The sequence below is a fragment of the Nocardia sp. NPDC058497 genome (genome assembly GCF_042720195.1).
Taxonomy (GTDB): Bacteria; Actinomycetota; Actinomycetes; order Mycobacteriales; family Mycobacteriaceae; genus Nocardia.
Genome location: NZ_JBHXMY010000004.1, coordinates 20,389 through 39,016 on the forward strand (window position 1 = coordinate 20,389; position 18,628 = coordinate 39,016).

General features: G+C 69.2%; 20 protein-coding genes. 13 read left to right on the top strand and 7 right to left on the bottom strand.

The window, feature by feature from the left end; genetic code table 11:
- The first annotated feature begins 73 nt into the window (after nt 1-73).
- Nucleotides 74-2,167, top strand: coding sequence for a bifunctional lysylphosphatidylglycerol flippase/synthetase MprF (locus tag ACFWPJ_RS00870; protein WP_378845635.1), 2,094 nt, complete (start codon nt 74-76; stop codon nt 2,165-2,167).
- 51 nt (nt 2,168-2,218) lie between these two features.
- Here the strand turns inward: ACFWPJ_RS00870 and ACFWPJ_RS00875 are convergent, their stop codons facing one another.
- Nucleotides 2,219-2,911 carry a pyridoxamine 5'-phosphate oxidase family protein gene (locus ACFWPJ_RS00875; RefSeq protein ID WP_378845637.1) on the bottom strand — a complete coding sequence of 231 codons (693 nt, stop codon included), beginning with the start codon at nt 2,909-2,911 and terminating at the stop codon, nt 2,219-2,221.
- Between the two features lie 79 nt (nt 2,912-2,990).
- Here ACFWPJ_RS00875 and ACFWPJ_RS00880 point away from each other — a divergent pair, with 79 nt between their 5' ends.
- From ACFWPJ_RS00880 to ACFWPJ_RS00890, 3 genes are all read left to right on the top strand, one after another.
- On the top strand, nt 2,991-4,382 hold the full coding sequence (locus ACFWPJ_RS00880) for a PLP-dependent aminotransferase family protein (RefSeq protein ID WP_378845638.1): 1,392 nt from the start codon (nt 2,991-2,993) through the stop codon (nt 4,380-4,382).
- A gap of 67 nt (nt 4,383-4,449) precedes the next feature.
- Nucleotides 4,450-4,695: a DUF2630 family protein gene (locus ACFWPJ_RS00885; protein WP_378845639.1), complete on the top strand. Its 246-nt coding sequence runs from the start codon at nt 4,450-4,452 to the stop codon at nt 4,693-4,695.
- Complete coding sequence (locus ACFWPJ_RS00890; protein ID WP_378845640.1) at nt 4,692-6,134, top strand: dihydrolipoyl dehydrogenase family protein; 1,443 nt, start codon at nt 4,692-4,694, stop codon at nt 6,132-6,134. Before ACFWPJ_RS00885 ends, ACFWPJ_RS00890 begins: the two co-directional genes overlap by 4 nt.
- Before the next feature lies 1 nt (nt 6,135).
- Here ACFWPJ_RS00890 and ACFWPJ_RS00895 read toward each other — a convergent pair whose 3' ends face one another.
- Both ACFWPJ_RS00895 and cobF read right to left on the bottom strand, forming a co-directional pair.
- Entirely contained in the window at nt 6,136-7,005 is an 870-nt protein-coding gene (locus tag ACFWPJ_RS00895; RefSeq protein WP_378845642.1) for an Fpg/Nei family DNA glycosylase, read from the bottom strand.
- Nucleotides 7,006-7,021: 16 nt separating this feature from the next.
- The gene (gene cobF / locus ACFWPJ_RS00900; protein ID WP_378845643.1) at nt 7,022-7,762 is read right to left on the bottom strand and encodes a precorrin-6A synthase (deacetylating); all 741 of its coding nucleotides are present in this window, start codon (nt 7,760-7,762) and stop codon (nt 7,022-7,024) included.
- A 45-nt stretch (nt 7,763-7,807) separates the two neighbouring features.
- On the opposite strand from cobF, the gene ACFWPJ_RS00905 reads away from it, so the two are divergent.
- From ACFWPJ_RS00905 to ACFWPJ_RS00930, 6 genes are all read left to right on the top strand, one after another.
- Nucleotides 7,808-8,611 (top strand): thymidylate synthase, encoded by an 804-nt coding sequence (locus ACFWPJ_RS00905; protein ID WP_378845645.1) that lies wholly within the window; start codon nt 7,808-7,810, stop codon nt 8,609-8,611.
- Nucleotides 8,608-9,096 (top strand): dihydrofolate reductase, encoded by a 489-nt coding sequence (locus ACFWPJ_RS00910; RefSeq protein WP_378845646.1) that lies wholly within the window; start codon nt 8,608-8,610, stop codon nt 9,094-9,096. Before ACFWPJ_RS00905 ends, ACFWPJ_RS00910 begins: the two co-directional genes overlap by 4 nt.
- 101 nt (nt 9,097-9,197) lie before the next feature.
- Nucleotides 9,198-9,524 (top strand): cupin domain-containing protein, encoded by a 327-nt coding sequence (locus tag ACFWPJ_RS00915; protein ID WP_378845648.1) that lies wholly within the window; start codon nt 9,198-9,200, stop codon nt 9,522-9,524.
- A 73-nt stretch (nt 9,525-9,597) separates the two neighbouring features.
- The gene (locus ACFWPJ_RS00920; protein WP_378845650.1) at nt 9,598-10,641 is read left to right on the top strand and encodes a Dyp-type peroxidase; all 1,044 of its coding nucleotides are present in this window, start codon (nt 9,598-9,600) and stop codon (nt 10,639-10,641) included.
- Entirely contained in the window at nt 10,641-11,438 is a 798-nt protein-coding gene (locus ACFWPJ_RS00925) for a family 1 encapsulin nanocompartment shell protein (RefSeq protein ID WP_378845652.1), read from the top strand. The genes ACFWPJ_RS00920 and ACFWPJ_RS00925 overlap by 1 nt, the downstream gene beginning before the upstream one ends.
- A gap of 57 nt (nt 11,439-11,495) precedes the next feature.
- Nucleotides 11,496-12,023, top strand: a complete 528-nt coding sequence (locus tag ACFWPJ_RS00930; RefSeq protein ID WP_378845654.1) for a hypothetical protein — start codon at nt 11,496-11,498, stop codon at nt 12,021-12,023.
- Nucleotides 12,024-12,081: 58 nt separating this feature from the next.
- On the opposite strand, the gene ACFWPJ_RS00935 is transcribed toward ACFWPJ_RS00930, so the two are convergent.
- Complete coding sequence (locus ACFWPJ_RS00935; RefSeq protein ID WP_378845663.1) at nt 12,082-13,224, bottom strand: epoxide hydrolase family protein; 1,143 nt, start codon at nt 13,222-13,224, stop codon at nt 12,082-12,084.
- Between ACFWPJ_RS00935 and ACFWPJ_RS00940 the strand changes: the two genes are divergently transcribed.
- The gene (locus tag ACFWPJ_RS00940) at nt 13,215-14,165 is read left to right on the top strand and encodes a helix-turn-helix transcriptional regulator (RefSeq protein ID WP_378845665.1); all 951 of its coding nucleotides are present in this window, start codon (nt 13,215-13,217) and stop codon (nt 14,163-14,165) included. The genes ACFWPJ_RS00935 and ACFWPJ_RS00940 overlap by 10 nt on opposite strands.
- Nucleotides 14,166-14,170: 5 nt before the next feature.
- On the opposite strand, the gene ACFWPJ_RS00945 is transcribed toward ACFWPJ_RS00940, so the two are convergent.
- Nucleotides 14,171-14,659, bottom strand: coding sequence for a MarR family transcriptional regulator (locus ACFWPJ_RS00945; RefSeq protein ID WP_378845656.1), 489 nt, complete (start codon nt 14,657-14,659; stop codon nt 14,171-14,173).
- 107 nt (nt 14,660-14,766) lie between these two features.
- Between ACFWPJ_RS00945 and ACFWPJ_RS00950 the strand changes: the two genes are divergently transcribed.
- Nucleotides 14,767-15,903, top strand: a complete 1,137-nt coding sequence (locus tag ACFWPJ_RS00950; RefSeq protein WP_378845657.1) for a GDSL-type esterase/lipase family protein — start codon at nt 14,767-14,769, stop codon at nt 15,901-15,903.
- Between the two features lie 79 nt (nt 15,904-15,982).
- Here the strand turns inward: ACFWPJ_RS00950 and ACFWPJ_RS00955 are convergent, their stop codons facing one another.
- Nucleotides 15,983-16,987, bottom strand: coding sequence for an NAD(P)-dependent alcohol dehydrogenase (locus ACFWPJ_RS00955; RefSeq protein WP_378845659.1), 1,005 nt, complete (start codon nt 16,985-16,987; stop codon nt 15,983-15,985).
- 86 nt (nt 16,988-17,073) lie between these two features.
- Here ACFWPJ_RS00955 and ACFWPJ_RS00960 point away from each other — a divergent pair, with 86 nt between their 5' ends.
- Complete coding sequence (locus ACFWPJ_RS00960; RefSeq protein WP_378845660.1) at nt 17,074-17,718, top strand: TetR/AcrR family transcriptional regulator C-terminal domain-containing protein; 645 nt, start codon at nt 17,074-17,076, stop codon at nt 17,716-17,718.
- Between the two features lie 66 nt (nt 17,719-17,784).
- On the opposite strand, the gene ACFWPJ_RS00965 is transcribed toward ACFWPJ_RS00960, so the two are convergent.
- The gene (locus ACFWPJ_RS00965) at nt 17,785-18,363 is read right to left on the bottom strand and encodes a Uma2 family endonuclease (RefSeq protein ID WP_378845662.1); all 579 of its coding nucleotides are present in this window, start codon (nt 18,361-18,363) and stop codon (nt 17,785-17,787) included.
- Between the last annotated feature and the right edge of the window lie 265 nt (nt 18,364-18,628).

Here is an 18,628-nt window from a genome sequence, read left to right on the forward strand (position 1 = left end):
CGGCCACGATGACCTACGGTACACAGAGATCTTCACCGCGCCCGGATGCCGCACTCGCAGCAAAGGTGGATCGATGAACGACAACGCAGCCGCCGCCGAACCGGGCGCGCTCGCCGTAGCGGGCACCGTGCTCCGCCGGGTGCCGTTCACGATCGCCTTCCTCGTCCTGGTCGCCATCCTCGGCATCGCGACCGGCGGCCTCTGGCGCAGGCTCGACGCCAGGTCCTGGTTCCCCGACATCGCCTACGGCTGGCTCGCCCTCACCGAGGGCAAGTGGTGGACTCCGCTGTCGGGCTGGTTCTTCGGTCTGACCCCCGTCCAATACGTGATGATGGCACTCTTTTTCGCGCTCGCCGTCGGCTGGACCGAGTGGCGGCTCGGCACCGCGCGCACCGCGCTGGTGTGTGTGAGCGGCCACCTGATCGGCGTCCTCGGCGCCTCGGTGACGGTCGGCCTGCTGGTGCCAACCCACCTCGGCTGGGCGGACCGGCTCGCCGAGGTCCGCGACGTCGGGTTCACCACGGCGGCCATCGCGGCACTCGCCGCGGTCTCGGCGACGCTGCGTTCACCGTGGCGGCTGCGGGTGCGCGCGGTGCTGGTGGCGCACGTGTCGATCACGTTCCTATTCGAGTCGACCTTCGCCGATCTCATGCACGTGTTCGCGCTCGCGGCGTGGTTTCCCCTGGGCGAGAAGCTGTTCAGCCGCACCGAGCACGGGTTCTGGCCGCGCACCCGGCGCGAGGTGCGGATGCTGGGGTCCATCGGCCTGCTGCTGATCGCCGCGGTCTCGGTGCTGGTGTATTTCTTCCCCGCCGACAGCCTGCTCGGGCCGACCGAGAACGAGCGCGGCTCGCTGTGGAGCACGATCCTCACGGTCGTGGTGATCGCGGCGATCGCCGATCAGCTGCGCAAGGGACGGCGCTGGGCGTGGTGGGTCGCCGTCGCCTACGGCACGTTGCACGTGGTGCTCACCCTGATCACGCTGGGCGTGGCCATCGGCGCCGACTACGAGACCACCGGCGCGGTGACCGTCGGCACCGCCCTGCTGTGGGCGGGCGAGGTGGCGCTGCTCTACGGCGGCCGCGGCGCGTTCCGGGTGCCGGCCCGGCGCAAGATCACCGACGGCGCGCTGTCGGGCGCCGACCCCGGCGCCGCGGTGCGTGACCTGCTCGCCCGCTACGGCGGCAGCACCATGTCGTGGATGACGACCTGGCCCGAGAACAAGTACTGGTTCGCCGCCGATGGTCAACGCTACGTCGCCTATCAACGGCACGCGGGCACTGTCATCGCGCTGACCGTCCCGGTCGGCCCACCGGATCTGCTGCCCGACACCATCGCCCGCTTCACCGATCGATGCGAGGCCGAGGGCCTGGTGCCGTGCCTGTTCTCCACCACCGACGCCGTGGCCGACCTGGCGGGCGAACTCGGCTGGCGCAGTGTGCAGATCGCCGAGGACACCATCGTCGACCTCGCGCAGCTCGAGTTCAAAGGCAAGGCGTGGCAAGACATCCGGTCCGCGATCAACAAGGCGAACAAGGAGGGCATCGATTTCAGGATGGTCCACCTCGCCGAGGAGCCGTTCGCGGTGCTGGCACAGGTGCGCGCGATCTCCGAGGAGTGGGTCGGCGAAAAGGGCCTACCCGAAATGGGATTCACGCTCGGCGGTGTGGAGGAGGCGCTGGATCCCGCAGTCCGCGTCGGCCTGGCGATCGATGCGGGCGGCTGCGTGCACGGCGTCACCTCGTGGCTGCCGGTGTACGCGCCCGGCGGCGAGATCCGCGGCTGGACCCTCGACATGATGCGCAGGCGGCCCGGCGGCTTCCGCCCGGTGGTGGAATTCCTGATCGCCTCCGCCTGCCAGACATTCAAAGAGGAAGGCGCCGAGATCATTTCGCTCTCCGGCGCCCCGCTCGCCCGCAGCGCGGCCACCGACGGCACCGAGCCGATCGATCGATTGCTCGAAGGGCTCGGCGCCGCCATGGAGCCGTACTACGGTTTCCGGTCGCTACACGCGTTCAAGGCGAAGTTCCGGCCCCGCCACGAACCGGTGTTCCTGTGCTATCGCGACGAGGCCGACCTGCCGCGGATCGGGATCGCGCTGACCAAGGCGTATCTGCCGGAGGCCTCCGCCAAAGACTTGATGGCGCTGGGCGCCTCGGGCCACTGATCCGCGTCGGCGGTAGGCGGTCAGCCGACGACCGGAGCCGGCGGCGAGCGGTCAGCCGACGACGACCGGGCTCGGCGTCACCCGCGACGCGACATCGTCGGGTACCTCGACGCCCGGTTCGAGGTCGGCGGAGGTGACGGGCTCACCCCATACCTGTCGCAACGGCAGCACGCCCGCCCACACCCCACCGGTCTCGATATCGGCCTCGTCGTCCTTCGGACCGCCCGCACGCACCTTCACCGAGGCCTCGGTGAGATCGAGCGCGAGCACCATCGTCGCCGCCATCTCCTTGCGGCTGGGCGGGCGCACCCGATCCCAGGCCCCCGGCGCCGCGTGCTCCACGATCACCCGCAGGGCGTTGTCGCGTTCGGCCTCGTCGGTGACCAGCACCGCCCTGCCCCGGATCACCGCGGACCGGAAGTTCATCGAGAAGTGCATGGCCGAGCGCGCGTACACCAGCCCGTCGACATGCGTCACCGCCACGGAGATGTCGGTGCCGATCGCGGCACGCATATTGCCCGCGCCGGTGGAACCGTGCAGATAGAGCGTGTCGCCCGCGCGGCCGTAGACGGTCGGCAGCACCACGGGCGACCCGCCGAGCAGGACACCGAGGTGGCAGACCAGGCCCGCGTCGAGCACCGCGTCGAGCTCGGCCCGGTCGGTCCTGCCGCGTTCCTTGGCACGGGTCAGCGTGGTGCGCGGAGTCGGCGACAAAGGGGTCCTGGTGGCGTCGTGCGTGGTCATAAGATGAGCTTCGCCGAAGAAATGGACCGTGAATAGGTCCAATTCGACAGAAGATCAACAGGCCAATTCGAGGTGGGCGATGCTCGACGACCTTCCGATTCCGCTCGACCGGACCACCGCCGAACCGCTGTCGGTGCAGGTAGCCGATGCCCTGCGGGCCGCGGCGACCGGCGGAGTACTGCGCGTCAGCGACCGGCTGCCGTCCTCGCGCGCGCTGGCGCAGCGGCTCGGGGTGAGCCGGGCGGTGGTGTCGACCGCCTACGACCAGCTGCACGCGGAGGGCTGGCTCACCGGGCGGCGCGGTTCCGGCACCTACCTGAGCACGGCCCCCGCGGCCGCGCCACCCAGCGCAGATCCGGGCGACTACGCCGACCCCGACGCCGGTCTGCTCGATCTCCGCCCCGGTGCGCCGTGCGCGGACGCCGTCGACCCGGCCGCCTGGCGACGTGCCTGGCGGGCGGCGGGCGACCACCCGGCCGATACCCGCAAGGACCGGGCGGGCGAGCCGGAATTCCGGGCGGCGGTCGCCGAGCACCTGCTGCGGCATCGCGGGCTGGCCGCGGGCGCCGCCTCGGTGGTGCTGGCGACGGCGGGCACCAGCTCCGCCGTCGGCGAGCTCGCCTCGGCACTGCTGCGCCCCGGCGACACCGTCGCGATCGAGGACCCCGGGTATCTCCGGGCCGTCGGCGCGTTCCAGGCGGCCGGTGTGCGCGTGCTACCGGTACCCGTCGACGGCGACGGATTGCGCGTCGACCTGATTCCGGCGGGCGTGCGCGCGGTGTATTGCACACCGGCACACCAGTTTCCACTCGGCGCCAGAATGCCGGCGGCCCGCCGGGTCGAGCTGATCGAATTCGCCAGGGCGAAGGGCATCTTCGTCATCGAGGACGACTACGACGGCGAATTGCGCTACGACTCGGCGCCACTGCCGCTGCTGGCCTCGATGGCGCCCGACGTGGTCGTGCACCTCGGCACCACCAGCAAGATCATCGCCACCACCCTCGGCGTCGGCTGGCTCGTCGCCCGCCCCGGCATCGCCGACGCGGTGCTGGCCCACCGCACCCACACCGGCACCGCCCCGAGCCCTGCCGGTCAGCGGGTGCTCGGCGAGTTCGCCCGGCACGGCGATCTGGCCCGGCACCTGCGCCGCCTGCGCCGGGTCGTGCCGCCGCGCCGCGCGCTCGTCGTCGACGCACTCGCCCGCCGCGGGCTTCCGGTCGTCGGCGACGACGCGGGCTCGCACGTGGTCGTCGAGCTCCCTGATGCCGCCGCCGAACAGCACGCCGTCGCCGCTGCCCGCGCCCGCGGCGTGCTGCTGGACGGCCTGGCCCGCCACCACCTGGCCGAAGAACACCGGTTCGGAGTCGCGATCGGCTACACGGCGTTAACCGCCGCCGAGCTGGCCGAAGCCATGCCGATCGCCGCCGACTGCCTCGCCGCCGCACAGCCCGATCCACCGGCACGGTCGTAGCATGGACCGAGACCCCGCGCGGGTCACGGTTCAGGCACTACCCTCCGACCATCGAAGCGGTGAGCACATGAACGATCAGGACATTCTGGCGCGAATCAAACAGCTGGTCGACGACGAGCACGCCCTGCGAGCCAAGGCCATCGCCGGCGAGATCGATCCCGTCGCCGAACGCCAGCAGCTGGCCCAGCTGGAAGTGATGCTCGACCAGGCCTGGGATCTGCTGCGGCAGCGCCGCGCCCGCTACGGCTCCGCCGAGTCACCCGACGACACCGCGCTGCGTTCCCCGCGTGAGGTCGAGGGCTATCTGCAGTGACCGACGCCGAATACGACGTCATCGTCCTCGGCGCGGGCCCGGCGGGTGAGAACGCCGCCGCCTACGCCATCGCGGGCAGCGACCGCACGGCCGCGCTCGTCGAACGGGAACTGTTCGGCGGTGAATGCAGCTACTGGGCGTGTATCCCCAGCAAGGCGCTGCTGCGTACCGGCGCTGTGCTCGGTCTCGGCCAGGCGATGCCCGGCCTGTCCGCGAGCGGTCCGCAGGTCGCCGACGTGCTCGCGCGCCGCGACACCTTCGTGCATCACCACGACGACACCTCCCAGGTCGACTGGGCGAAATCCGCCCGTATCGACCCGATCCGCGGGGCAGGCAGGCTCGTCGGCGAACGGCTCGTCGAAGTCGTCACCGACGACGGTGTCCAGCGCCTGCGCGCCCGGCACGCGGTCGTGCTGGCCACCGGCACCGCCGCCGCGATCCCCGGCATACCCGGCGTCCGCGAGGCACTGCCGTGGATCTCCCGCGACGCCACCAACCTGACCGTGGTCCCCCGCCGGGTCGCGATCATCGGCGGCGGGGTGGTCGCCTGCGAGGCCGCCACCTGGCTGGCCGAACTCGGCGCCGAAGAGGTGACCATGCTGGTCCGCGGCGACCGCCTGCTTCCCCGCGCCGAACCCTTCGCCGCCGAGCTGGTGTTGCGGGGTCTGCGCGATACCGGCGCCGTCACGGTCCGGCTGCACACCGAACCGCACCTCGTCTCCCGGCGCGACCCCGAGGACACCGGCGTCGGCCGCATCCACGGCGGTCCGGTCACCATCGTTCTCGACGACGGGGAGATCGAGGTCGACGAACTGATCGTCGCCACCGGCCGCACGCCCGCCACCGAAGCACTCGGCCTGGACGCGGTCGGCCTGCCTCCGGGTTATGTCGAGGTCGACGACCAGCTGACCGTCCGCGGTGTGCCCGGTGACTGGCTCTACGCCGTCGGCGACGTGAATCACCGTGCGGCACTGACCCATATGGGCAAGTACCAGGCCAGGGTGTGCGGTGACGTGATCGCCGCCCGCGCCGAGGGCAAGTCCCTGGACAGCATGCGCTACACCGCGAGCGCCGACCATCAGCAGATACCGCAGGTCGTCTACACCACACCGGAACTCGCCTCCGTCGGCCTCACCGAAAAGGAGGCGCGCGCCGCGGGCCACACCGTCGACACCGTCGAGCTGGACATCGCCGTGGCGGGCTCGGCCCTGTCCCGCGACGACTTCCACGGCCGCGCGAAACTCGTCGTCGACACCGCCGCCGACCGGCTGCTCGGCGCGACCTTCGTCGGCCCCGACATGGGCGAACAGTTGCACGCGGCCACCATCGCGGTGGTCGGCCGGGTTCCGCTGGAGACGCTGTGGCACGCGGTCCCCGCGTTTCCCGCGGTCAGCGAGTTCTGGCTGCGCCTACTGGAGGCGTGGCGCGACAAACGGTGAGCTACTTGAGCAGACGCGACATCCGCCGGTCGGCGAGCACCTTGCCGCCGGTCTGGCAGGTGGCGCAGTACTGGAAGGACCGCTCCGCGTAGGACACCTCGCGCACGGTGTCACCACAGACCGGGCACGGCTGCCCGGTCCGCGCGTGTACCCGCATGCCCGAACGCTTCTCGCCCTTGAGCCGGGCCGCGTCCTGCCCGACCGACCGGTCGACGGCATCGAGCAGCACCTCGCGCATGGTGGTGTACAACTGCGAAACCTTCTCCGCCGGTATCGTTTTCGTAGTGGCGAACGGGGAGATCCTGACGGTGTGCAGGATCTCGTCGGAGTAGGCGTTGCCGATTCCGGCGAGCAGCGTCTGATCAACCAGCGCCGTCTTGATCCGCTGCGACGTGCCTTGCAGCAGCGCGGCGAACTCGTCCTCGGTCACCGCCAGCGCGTCCGGCCCGAGCCGCGCGATCCCGGGCACGGCCTTCGGATCGTCGACGACATAGACCGCCAGCCGCTTCTTGGTCCCCGCCTCGGTGAGATCGATCGAGGGCGTCGCACCCTCCGGCGTGAAGAAGTGCACCCGCAAAGCCAGCGGCGACTTACCACCGGGCTTGGGCGGCAACGGATTCGGTTCGTCGACCCACCGCAGCCAGCCACCGCGCGACAGGTGCGTGATCAACCACAGCCCACCGCAATCCATCCCGAGGAATTTCCCCCACCGCCCCGCCCCGGTGACATCACGCCCGGACAGCGCCGTGACCGGCGGGTCGAACGTCTTCACCGCGCTCAACGCGGCCACGTCGACACGCCCCACCACCGCGCCGACCGCATGGTCCCGCAGGAACTGCGCCAGCGCCTCTACCTCCGGTAGCTCGGGCACCCGGCCAGTTTATCGCTCACCTGCCCCGCAGGAGGTAGACGTCCATGATCCAGCCCTTGGCGGCGCGCAGTTCCGCGCGGCGGGTCACGATCCGCTGTTCCACCTCGCGCAGCGGGCCCTCGATCAGGGTCTCGTCGGGCATGCCCAGGTAGGCGCCCCACCAGATGTGCACGTCGTCGCCGGGGATCTCGGTGAACGAGCAGTCGCCGTCGAGCATCACCACCGTCGAGCCCGCGCCGAGGCCTTCCTCGCGCAACCGGCGGCCGGTAGTGACGTGGACGGGCTCACCGATCCGGTGCAGCACCACGCGGTGGCGGGCGGCGAGCGCGGCGACACTGGTGACGCCGGGGATCACCTCGTAGTCGAAGCTGGTGCGGCCGCGGGCCAGCACGTGCTCGACCATCCGCAGGGTGCTGTCGTAGAGCGCGGGATCGCCCCACACCAGGATCGCGCCGACCCCGTCCACCTCGTCGAACGCGGCCTCGAGCAGTTCGGCGCGGCGTTCGTGCCAGTCCTGGACGACACCGGCGTAGTCGTCGGGGGTGCGGTCGCGCGGCGGGTCGGTGATCTCGATGATCCGGTGCGGTCCGGCGACGTGCTCGGTCAGGATCGCGGTGCGCACGTCGACCAGTTCCTGCTTTTCGGCGCCCTTGCCGATGACGAAGAACGCGTCGGCGTGTCGCATGGCCTTGACTGCCTGCATCGTCACCTGGTCGGGGTCTCCGGCACCGATGCCGATCACGTAGAGCTTGCGCATACGCGGAGAGCTTGCCAGGTGTCGTGCACCGTAGAATCGCCAGGCGTGGCCACCCCTGACACGCAGTACGAGGACCTGCTCCGGCACGTGCTGGAGCACGGCACGCCCAAAGCCGATCGCACCGGCACCGGAACCCGCAGTATCTTCGGTCATCAGCTGCGCTACGACCTGGCCGAGAGCTTTCCGCTGATCACCACCAAGCGGGTCCACCTCAAGTCGATCGTCTACGAATTGCTGTGGTTCCTGCGCGGCGACTCCAATGTGTCCTGGCTGCGCGAACACGGCGTCACCATCTGGGACGAATGGGCCGACAACAAGGGCGAGCTCGGCCCGGTCTACGGCGTGCAGTGGCGGTCGTGGCCCACCCCCGACGGCACCCACATAGACCAGATCGCCCACGTACTGCACACCCTGCGCACCGACCCGGATTCGCGCCGGATGATCGTCTCGGCCTGGAACGTGGCCGATCTGGACAAGATGGCGCTGGCGCCGTGCCACGCCTTCTTCCAGTTCTATGTGGCCGACGGCAAGCTGTCGTGCCAGCTGTATCAGCGCAGCGCCGACCTGTTCCTGGGCGTGCCGTTCAATATCGCCAGCTACGCGCTGCTCACGCTGATGATGGCCCAGCAGACCGAACTGGAACCCGGTGAGTTCATCTGGACCGGCGGCGACGTGCACATCTACGACAACCACGTCGAGCAGGTGCGCGAACAGCTCGCCCGCGAGCCGTACCCGTTCCCTGCCATGCACCTGCGCGCGGCGCCGAGCCTGTTCGACTACAGCTACGAGGACGTCGAGCTCACCGGTTACCAGCACCACCCGGCCATCAAGGCGCCGGTGGCGGTGTGAGTCGCGGTATCAACCTGATCTGGGCGCAGACCGCCGACGGCGTCATCGGTGTCGACAACACCATCCCGTGGCGCCTGCCCGAGGACATGGCCAATTTCCGGGACACCACCATGGGTCACCCGGTGATCATGGGCAGGCGCACCTGGGATTCGCTGCCCGCCTCGTTCCGTCCGCTGGCCGGGCGCCGCAACATCGTGGTCACCCGCCAGACTGATTGGGCAGCCGAGGGCGCCGAACGCGCAGGCTCACTGCCCGACGCGCTGGCGATCGCGGGCGATGTCGACGTGTGGGTGGCCGGCGGCGGCGAGATCTACCGCGCCGCGCTCCCGTTGGCCACATCGCTGCTGGTCACCGAGGTCGACACGACCGTCGAGGGCGATGCCTTCGCCCCGGCCATCGGGCCCGAGTGGCACGCACCGGAAACCCCGTGGCAGGAGTCGAAAACCGGTCTCCGGTACCGCATTCGCCACTACACCCGGCACTGACAACGCTTGGCTAACGGTCGGCGCAAACGCCCGACCGCGGGCACGGTCTCGGGCATACTCCTGGGTACCAGCCCGCGAGAGCCTGCGAAAGGCGCGATGTCATGGACAAGAAATCGCTGACCGCGGTGGCCCGTCAACAGCTGAAGCTGGCGGCCACCTCGACGAGCGGCCGGAGTTCGCAGACCGTCATCGGCGGCCACACTCACGTGCTGCGGCAGACCGTCGTCGCCCTGACCGAGGGCCAGAGCCTGGCCGAGCACGACAACGCGGGTGATGCCACGATCCAGGTCCTCACCGGCACGCTGATCCTGATCGCGGGCACCGACGAATGGAAGGGCTCGGCCGGTGATCTCATCGTGGTCCCGCGCGCCCGGCACAGCGTCAAAGCCATCGATGACGTGGCCTTTCTGCTGACCGTCGCCAAATAAGGGTTGCCACAAGGCCGCTGACACGCGAGGGCGTGCCGCGAACCTGTCTGCGCGGCGCTCTACTCTGGACGGCATGGGTGAGCCACAGCCGATCCTCGAACCGCTCACGCCGGCCGCCATCTTCCTCGTCGCCACCATCGACGAGGGCGGCGAGCCGGCGGTCCGCGACCTCTTGTCGAACATCTCCGGATTGCGCCGTTCGGTGGGCTTCCGGGTGCCCGGCGAGGGCCTGACCTGTGTCACCTCGATCGGCTCGACGGCCTGGGACCGGCTCTTCACCGGCCCCAAACCCGTTGAGCTGCACGAATTCCCCGGCTACAACGGGCCGGTCCACAGCGCGCCGACCACCCCGGGCGACCTGCTGTTCCACATCAAGGGCGAGACCCAGGGCGCCTGCTTCGAACTCGCCATGGCGATCGGCGAGCGCCTGCGCGGCGCCGCCACCATCGTCGACGAGACCGTCGGCTTCCGGTACTTCGAGCAGCGCGACCTGCTCGGCTTCGTCGACGGCACCGAGAATCCCGAGGGCGGCGCGGCGGTCTCGGCGGCGCTGATCGGCGACGAGGACCCGGATTTCACCGGCGGTAGCTACGTCATCGTGCAGAAGTACACCCACCCGCTCGACCAGTGGAACGCGCTCTCGACCGAGGAGCAGGAGCGGGTGATCGGGCGGACCAAGCTCGGCGACTTCGAACTGCCCGACGACATCAAGCCCGCCGACTCCCATGTCGCGGTGAACACCCTGGTCGACCCCGACGGCACCGAACGCCAGATCGTGCGCGCCAACATGCCGTTCGGCACCGTCGGCCAGGGCGAGTTCGGCACCTACTACATCGCCTACGCCGCCACCCCGAGCGTCACCGAGCGCATGCTGGAACGGATGTTCCTCGGCACCGGCGAGGCGGCCTACGACCGCATACTCGACTTCTCGTTCGCGGTCACCGGCACGCTGTTCTTCACTCCCACCGTCGAATTCCTCGACGATCTGCCGGATGCTCCCGAGTCCGTTGCCACCGAAGAAATTTCCGGTTCGCTGCCCGTGTTCACCCCGGTGGAACCGGCGGGCGCCGCCGCTACCGGCTCGCTCGCCATCGGCTCGATGAAAAGGAGTATCTGATGAACAACCTGCATCGCGAACTCGCGCCGATCACCGACGAGGCCTGGGCGCAGATCGAGGAGGAAGCCACCCGCACGTTCAAGCGCAATATCGCCGGACGCCGGGTCGTGGATGTCTCGGGTCCGCACGGTGTCGCCTACTCGGCGCTCAACCGCGGCAGGCTGACCAAGATCTCCTCCCCGGACGACGGTGTCCAGGCGCATCAGCGGGTGGTGCAGCCGCTGATCGAACTCCGCGTGCCGTTCACCCTGTCCCGCCAGGAACTCGACGATATCGAGCGCGGCGCGGGCGACGCCGACTTCGACAACCTCAAGGCCGCCGCCCAGAAGATCGCCTTCGCCGAGGACCGCGCGATCTTCGAGAGCTACGCCGCCGCCGGCATCGCCGGCATTCGCGAGGCCGCCTCCAACGAACCGGTCGAGCTACCGAGCAATGTCGTCGACATTCCCGACGCGATCTCGCACGCGCTCACCGGCCTGCGCCTGGCCGGTGTGCAGGGCCCGTACTCGGTGGTGCTCAGCGCCGAGCTGTACACGCAGGTCAGCGAGACCTCCGATCACGGCCACCCGATCCGCACCCACATCGAGCGGCTGATCGACGGCGAGATCATCTGGGCGCCCGCGATCAGCGGCGGTTTCGCGCTCACCACCCGCGGCGGCGACTTCGAGCTGGCACTCGGTCAGGACCTGTCGATCGGCTACCTCAGCCACGACGCCGAGACCGTGCAGCTGTACTTCCAGGAGTCCTTCACCTTCCTCGTGGAGACCTCCGAAGCGGCGGTTTCGCTCGGCTCGTGATCGCGGCGCGGTGACCACCGCTAGGGTGGGCCGCGAGTCGTGGAGAGGGAGGTTCGCATGGCGGTCGTGCGTGCCGGTGTCGTGCCCGCTGGTCGGAGCCTGTTCTATTGCCTGATCGGGGTGCTGGCCACCACGGGCGTCGTCGGGTTGTTCCTGGCGATGTTCGGGGTGAACCGGGTCGTCACCGGGATCCTCGTCGGCGCGATCGCCGGGGTCGCGGCCGGGGTCGCGCTGTTCGTGCGTGATGTCGTCGAGCTCACCGAGCACGCGATCTACGCCAGGACCCCGTTCCGTTCGGCGACGGTGCCGTGGGACCGCGTCGTCGGCGGCCGCTTCACCCTCGACGAGCGGTCCCGCTGGGCACTGGCGCTCGACCTGACCGGCGAGACCACCGACGAACTGGTCCTGCTGTCCATCCCGCCGGTGGTCGGCCCGGTCGCGGGCGCCTACGACATGCGCAAACGCGAACAGGTGACCGAGATCCGGGAGATGTTGCGCGCCAAGCGAATCCCGATCACCGTGCTCCCCGAGATCGCGGGCGCGCTGAACCAGCACTGGCAGATCGCCCCGCCGACGGCGCGCTGACCCGGTGCTCACCGCCGAACGCCGATCCTGGCGCTCGGCAGGCGAACTCACCGAATGGTCAGCGCAGCGTGCGGAAGAACTCACGCACATCGGTGGTGAGCAGTTCCGGTTCCTCCAGCGCCGCGAAGTGCCCGCCCCGATCGACGTCATTCCAGCGGACGATGGTGTTCTCCGCCTCGTCGAAGCGGCGGATCGCCACATCGTGGGCGAGCACGAGTACACCGGTCGGCACGCCTGAATTCTCCGGCACCGCACCCCATTCCCCTGGCTGCGCGTAGCCGACATAGCCCGCGGACCCCGCGGTGCCGGTGAGCCAGTAGATCATCGCATTGGTCAGCAGCCGATCACGATCGATGATCTTGTCGGGCAGCGTCTCGCGCGGGTGCGTCCACTCCCGGAACTTGTCCAGGAGCCACGCCAGCTGCCCGATCGGCGAGTCGACCAGCCCATAGGCGAGAGTCTGCGGACGGGTGGACTGCACGGCGATGTAGCCGAACTCCTCGTTCATGAACGCCTCGATCCGCCGGATGCGATCGCGTTCGAGCTCGGTGAGGCTCGCGATGACCTCCTCGGACAGCGGCAGCTGCGGGAACGAGCCAGCGCCACCGTTGACGTGCACGCCGATCACCCGATCCGGCGCCACCCGCCCCACTTCCGGGCTCACCGCCGCGCCGATATCGCCGCCCTGCACCCCGAAGCGCTGGTATCCGAGCCGGGTCATCAGCTCGGCCCACGCTCGCGCGATCCTGCGCACGGTCCACCCACCCTCGGTGACCGGTCCGGAGAACCCGAAGCCGGGCAGTGACGGGATCACCACATGGAAAGCGTCGGCCGGGTCGCCCCCGTGTGCGCGGGGGTCGGTCAGCGGGCCGATCAGGTCGAGGAATTCCGCGACCGAACCGGGCCAGCCGTGTGTCAGCAGCAGCGGCACCGCATCGGGTTCGGCCGAGCGCACGTGCAGGAAGTGGATGCGCTGTCCGTCGATCACGGTCGTGAACTGTTCGTGCGCATTGAGTTTCGCTTCCTCGGCGCGCCAGTCGTAACCGGTGCGCCAGTGGTCGACGAGCTCACGCAGGTAGCGGGTCGGCACACCGGTGTCCCAGTCGTCGCCGGGCAGCGCGGCGGGCCAGCGCGCAGTGTCGAGCCGGTGGCGCAGGTCGTCGAGTTGCTGTTGCGGAATGTCGATACGGAATCGCTGGATCTCGTCGCCTGCTCCGCCTGCTGTCGCTGTTGCAGACTCCCCGCGACTGGACCGGCACCGAACTCGCCGAGCGCTTGGACGTCGACGCGCGCACGGGGCGCCGCGATATCGAGAAGCTGCGCGCACTCGGCTATCCGGTCGACGCGACGCCCGGCGTCGGCGGCTACCGACTCGGCGCGGGCGCGAAGCTGCCGCCGCTCCTGCTCGACGACGACGAAGCGGTGGCCGTCGCCATCGGCCTGCGTACCGCGGCGGGCGGCACCGTCGCCGGTATCGAGGACAGCTCCCTGCGGGCACTCACCAAACTCGAGCAGGTCCTCCCGTCACGCTTGCGCCACCGGGTCAGCGTGCTGCACTCGGTCACCGTCACGGTCTCCGCCGCCACCACTCCCGTCGATCCCGATGTCCTCACCGCCGTCGCGGGCGCCATCCGCGACAACCATCGCCTCCGATTCGACTACCGAACCCACGACGGCACAGCGACACTGCGCACCGTCGAACCCCACCGCCTGGCCCACACCGGCCGCCACTGGTACCTCATCGCATGGGACATCGACCGCGCCGACTGGCGCACCTACCGCGCCGACCGCCTCACCCCGCGCATCCCCACCGGCCCGCGCTTCACTCCCCGCGAAGCCCCCGACCTCGACCTGGGCGGCTACCTCACCCGAGGCATCACCACCTCCCCCTATCGCTACCAGGCCACCATCACTCTCGCGGTCCCCGCCGCTGCCGCCGCCGACCGCATCGCCCCCACCGTCGGCGTAATCGAACCCCTCGACCCCGAAACCTGTCTCCTCCGCACCGGCGCCAACGACCTCACCGAACTGGCCATCTACATCGCCTCCTTCGACTTCCCCTTCCGAGTCAACGAACCCCCTGAACTCATCACCCACCTCCGCACCCTCGCCACCCGCTTCACCGAGGCCACTCAGCCCTAGAACGCTCAGGTCCGGTCGGCGACAGCCGTGGCCGCCGGGTTGGTGGCATCCCGGATGACGCGGAGGCCGGTGACCAAGCCGTCGAGCTGCGCGGGAGTCAGGAGACCGGTGAGCCATCGCTCCAGGGCCGCCAGATAGTCGGGGAGAGTTTCCTCGAGGCGGCGAACCCCCGCGTCGGTCAACACCGCGTAGGCGCTGCGCCGGTCGGCGGGGGGGGGGGTGGGGGGGAGCCCCCCCCCGCCCGCCCGCCCACCCCGCCACCCCCCCCCCGGGCCCCCCCCCCGCCCCCACAGCTCGGTCTGGGCGGCCAGGTCGGACATGCGCAGCCGCAGCTCCGGCGATCGGCTCAAGCGCGTGAGGGCATTGAGATCGAGGCCGGACAGACCGTGCGCCTTCCACGTCGGCTCCAGCTTCGCGACCAGGCCGCTGTTGGCCTCGAAGAGCAGGCCGGAAATCGTCAGCCGGGGGTCGTCGAACAGTTCGTGCACGGACATGAACACCACCCTAGCCGATATTTGCCGTGCGGATAGTTGACACGAGGAATACCTCGGAGTAAATCTATGCATACGCAATAGTCCTCACGGCAAATATTGGAGTGATCATGCAGGACAACACGTGGGTCGCCGGGTTCCGGACCGGTGTCATCGACCCGAACGAGCAGATCAAGCTCGCCGAATCGCGGGAGTTCAGCGACGAGACGGTGCGCCACGTCATACGCCTGGCCGGTGGCGGCGACGCGCTGCGGGTCCGGTTGACCAACCGCTACGGCACCGCGCCCCTGCGGATCGGGGCCGCGCGGATCGCGCAGCGCAAGGAGAGCTCGGCGGTCATCGCCGACACCGATCGCGAGATCAGGTTCGACGGCGCGGCGGCGTTCACCATCGATCCGGGCGCCGAGCTGGTGAGCGATCCGATCGAACTGCCCGTCACCGCGGGCGAGGACCTGCTGCTCAGCCTGTACCTGCCCACCTCGACCGGGCTCGCGACCTTCGCCCATCAGCCGACCGACATCGCCTACCTGGTCCCCGGCGAGCACACCGCCGACGTGGAACTCACCGACGCACAGGAGGTTCCTTTCCGGTTCTTCGTGACCGGGATCGATGTGCTGGTGACGGATCCGCCGCCGGTCGCGGTGGCGTTCGGCGACTCCTGGTTCGAAGGCGTCGGTACCACCCTGAGCGCCAATCGCCGCTCGGTCGACGTGCTCAATTCCCGGCTTACCCGCGGCTGGGTGGTCAACAACGGCATCGCGGGCAACCGCCTCACCGCCGAGCAGATCGGCGAATCCGGTCTCGGCCGTTTCGAATCCGACGCACTCCGGGTGCCGGGTGTCACCGATGTCCTGGTCAACTTCGGCATCAACGATCTCATCCTCGGTGCGATGGGCGGTCAGCCGTCGGCGACCGCGGAGGATCTCATCGCCGGATTCACCGAGCTGGCCGCCCGCGCGCACGCGGCCGGACTCCGCATCCACGCCGCCACCATCGGCCCGTACGCGGGCTGCGTCTACCCAGGCATGCCCCTGCTGGAAACCCAGCCAACCCGCCACGCGGTAAACGAATGGCTCCGCAGCACTGACGTTTTCGACTCGATCTTCGATGTCGATCGCGCGGTCGCCGACCCGGAGCGACCGGACTACATCCGCCCCGAGTTCGACACCGGCGACGGCATGCACCTCAACGACGCAGGCGCCGCGGCCATGGCAAACACGATCGACCCCACCGCCCTATTCCACTGAGCCGCAAGACGATCGATCAAGATCACCACGCTGTGGTGGCGTTCGACTCTCGCGCGATGCCGCCACCACAGCGTGGTGATCAGTTGTCCACTGCGATGAGCACGGTTTTGCCCGAGGCGTGGCCTTCGGCGAAGGCGGTGATGGCGGATGGTGTTTCCGGCAAGGGAACTCGGCGTTCGATCACCGGGTGGAGGGAACCGTCGGCCGCCATAGCCGCCAGGTGGTTCAGGTCGGCGGCGGTGGGGCGCATCAGTAGTGGTTTCAGGGTCTGGCGGGTGAAGAGGTTGGCCAGGATGACCGAACCCAGCCAGCGAATCGGGCCGAGCCAGTTGTCGCCCGGTGCGGCCGCGGAGGAGATGTAGACGCCTTCCGGGGTGAGCGCGCGGCGGTATTCGCGCAGCGTACGGTTGCCTGCCAGGTCGAAGATCGCGTCGTACGGGACGTCCGTCCGGGTGAAATCGTCGACGGTGTAGTCGACAACGATGTCCGCGCCGATGCGCCGCACCATCTCGAGGTGGCGGGTGCTGCACACCGCGGTCACGTGTGCGCCGAGGATCTTCGCGATCTGTACCGCGAAGCTGCCCACCCCGCCGGACGCACCGTTGATCAGCACCCGCTGTCCCGGTCCGACCTTGCCGACATCGCGCAGACCCTGCAACGCGGTCATCCCCGAATCCGGTATCGCGGCAGCCTCTTCCATGCTGAGCTCGGCGGGAACTGCCGCGAACGAACTGGCATCGGCGCGAACGTATTCGGCGAACGCGCCACTGGGCACCTCGCCGAATACCCGGTCACCGACCTGGAATTCGGTGACGAGTCCGCCGACGGACACGACCTCGCCCGCCAGGTTCTGCCCGATCATCCGCCGCTTGGGCCTGCGCAGCCCGAACCCGAGCCGCAGCAGATACGGCGTCCCGTTGAGGAGATGCAGATCCCCGCTGCACAGCGACGCCGCGCACACCCGGACCACCACATCCCGCTCCCCCGGCACCGGCCTCGGCACGATCTCGGCCCGCAACACCTCGCCCCCGCCATACCGAGGCGCTACCCACGCGGTCATCGAAGCCGTATCCACATCGGTCATGAGCGTCCCTCATCTCGCACTTACAGCGTAAGTATCTCCTGCCAGACGGTACGCTTACGCCGTAAGTAGGTCAAGGAGGATTCGCCATGCCGCCCCGCACCCCGCTCACCAGGGAACGAGTCCTGCGCGCGGCGATCGAGCTCGCCGACCAGGAGGGGCTCGACGCGCTCTCGATGCGCAGGCTCGCCAAGGCCGTCGGCGTGGAGGCGATGTCGCTGTACAACCACGTCGCCAACAAGGACGACCTCCTCGACGGCATCATCGACCTGGTCGTCGCCGAGATCTACGTCCCCGAAGCCGGCGGCGACTGGCGATCCGAACTCCGCCACCGCGCCACCTCGGCCCATCAGGTCCTGCTACGCCACCGCTGGGCCACCGGCTTGCTCGGCTCCCGCGTCAACGTCGGCCCCGCCATGCTTCGCTACATCGACGCCACCCTCGGCTGCCTGATCACCGCGGGCTTCACCTACGAACAAGCCGACCGAGCCTGGAACGCCCTGGACAGCCACATCTACGGCTTCACCCTCCAAGCCATCAACTTCCCCCTCGACCCCTCCGAATACGCCTCGGCCGCAACCCAATTCCTCCCCCTCATCCCCACCGAAACGCACCCCCACATGCACACCCTGGCCTCGCTGGTCATCAACGGAACCCACTCCGGCACCGCCGATTTCACCTTCGGCCTGGATCTACTCCTCGACGGCCTGAGCAACCTGCTCCAGCCCACCTAGCCATCACACGCGCTCGACACTTGTCGGCGAGCCCTATCCGGGGCCGCAACCGCGGCCTGAGTCGGGCTAGCGAGGGAGCAATGCGCCCGGGTCCACGGTGACCTCGAACGGTGCCCGCAATGTCACCGGATTCCCTGCCGATACTCGATGGGTCTGTTCGTATTCCCCGCCCGGGCCAAGGGCGTAAGCGAACAACACCGGCAATCGCTCGTCGGCAAGTTGACTCTTGAACGGGTTGATCTCGAAACGCCAGTAGACCGGGACGCCGGCCTGCGCGTACAGCACCGGCTTCACCATCCGATCCTGCAAGGTGGTCGATTTCGACACGACCTCGACGGCGAGTTCTACCTGGCCGACAGGGATTCCCCGGCCGTCCCAGTCGATCGGGCCTCGCACGACCATGACATCGGGGATCGGTTCGTCCTCGCCGATGAGCATGCCGACTCCGTCGAGGACTACCCGATCGTGCGGAACGACCGCGTCGAGCACCTGACTCAACTTCTTGATCAGCCACTGGTGCCGGGGCTTCGGCGCGGCGTTCACGACGAGCTGACCATTCAGCACCTCATATCGCAGACCGTCATCGGGCATCTGATCGAGATCCGCGGCAGTCCAGCGGTCGGAACGAGGCAACGGCATAGCCATGTATCCACCTCCGACCTGGTCGAATGCACCGCGCGCCGCCCGCGTCGGTCGCTTCGAGTCTAGCGGCCGACGGTTGATTGTGGAGCATGCCGCAGCGCTCGCCTACCAGGGACAACCCCCGGTAGGCGAGCGGTCGAGAGCTACTCCGCGACGATCACCGTGACCTCACCGTCGGCGGCGTCGGTCGCGGCGGCTGGGGGGGGGCGCCCCCCCCGGAGCGCCCCAGAGCCCCCCGCCAGCGCGAGAGAGAGCCACAGCGGCAGAC

Coding starts and splice junctions, on each gene's coding strand:
- ACFWPJ_RS00870 (WP_378845635.1), top strand. CDS start 74: ATGAACGACAACGCAGCCGCCGCCGAACCGGGCGCGCTCGCCGTAGCG.
- ACFWPJ_RS00875 (WP_378845637.1), bottom strand. CDS start 2,911: ATGACCACGCACGACGCCACCAGGACCCCTTTGTCGCCGACTCCGCGC.
- ACFWPJ_RS00880 (WP_378845638.1), top strand. CDS start 2,991: ATGCTCGACGACCTTCCGATTCCGCTCGACCGGACCACCGCCGAACCG.
- ACFWPJ_RS00885 (WP_378845639.1), top strand. CDS start 4,450: ATGAACGATCAGGACATTCTGGCGCGAATCAAACAGCTGGTCGACGAC.
- cobF (WP_378845643.1), bottom strand. CDS start 7,762: ATGCGCAAGCTCTACGTGATCGGCATCGGTGCCGGAGACCCCGACCAG.
- ACFWPJ_RS00915 (WP_378845648.1), top strand. CDS start 9,198: ATGGACAAGAAATCGCTGACCGCGGTGGCCCGTCAACAGCTGAAGCTG.
- ACFWPJ_RS00920 (WP_378845650.1), top strand. CDS start 9,598: ATGGGTGAGCCACAGCCGATCCTCGAACCGCTCACGCCGGCCGCCATC.
- ACFWPJ_RS00925 (WP_378845652.1), top strand. CDS start 10,641: ATGAACAACCTGCATCGCGAACTCGCGCCGATCACCGACGAGGCCTGG.
- ACFWPJ_RS00930 (WP_378845654.1), top strand. CDS start 11,496: ATGGCGGTCGTGCGTGCCGGTGTCGTGCCCGCTGGTCGGAGCCTGTTC.
- ACFWPJ_RS00945 (WP_378845656.1), bottom strand. CDS start 14,659: ATGTCCGTGCACGAACTGTTCGACGACCCCCGGCTGACGATTTCCGGC.
- ACFWPJ_RS00950 (WP_378845657.1), top strand. CDS start 14,767: ATGCAGGACAACACGTGGGTCGCCGGGTTCCGGACCGGTGTCATCGAC.
- ACFWPJ_RS00955 (WP_378845659.1), bottom strand. CDS start 16,987: ATGACCGATGTGGATACGGCTTCGATGACCGCGTGGGTAGCGCCTCGG.
- ACFWPJ_RS00960 (WP_378845660.1), top strand. CDS start 17,074: ATGCCGCCCCGCACCCCGCTCACCAGGGAACGAGTCCTGCGCGCGGCG.
- ACFWPJ_RS00965 (WP_378845662.1), bottom strand. CDS start 18,363: ATGGCTATGCCGTTGCCTCGTTCCGACCGCTGGACTGCCGCGGATCTC.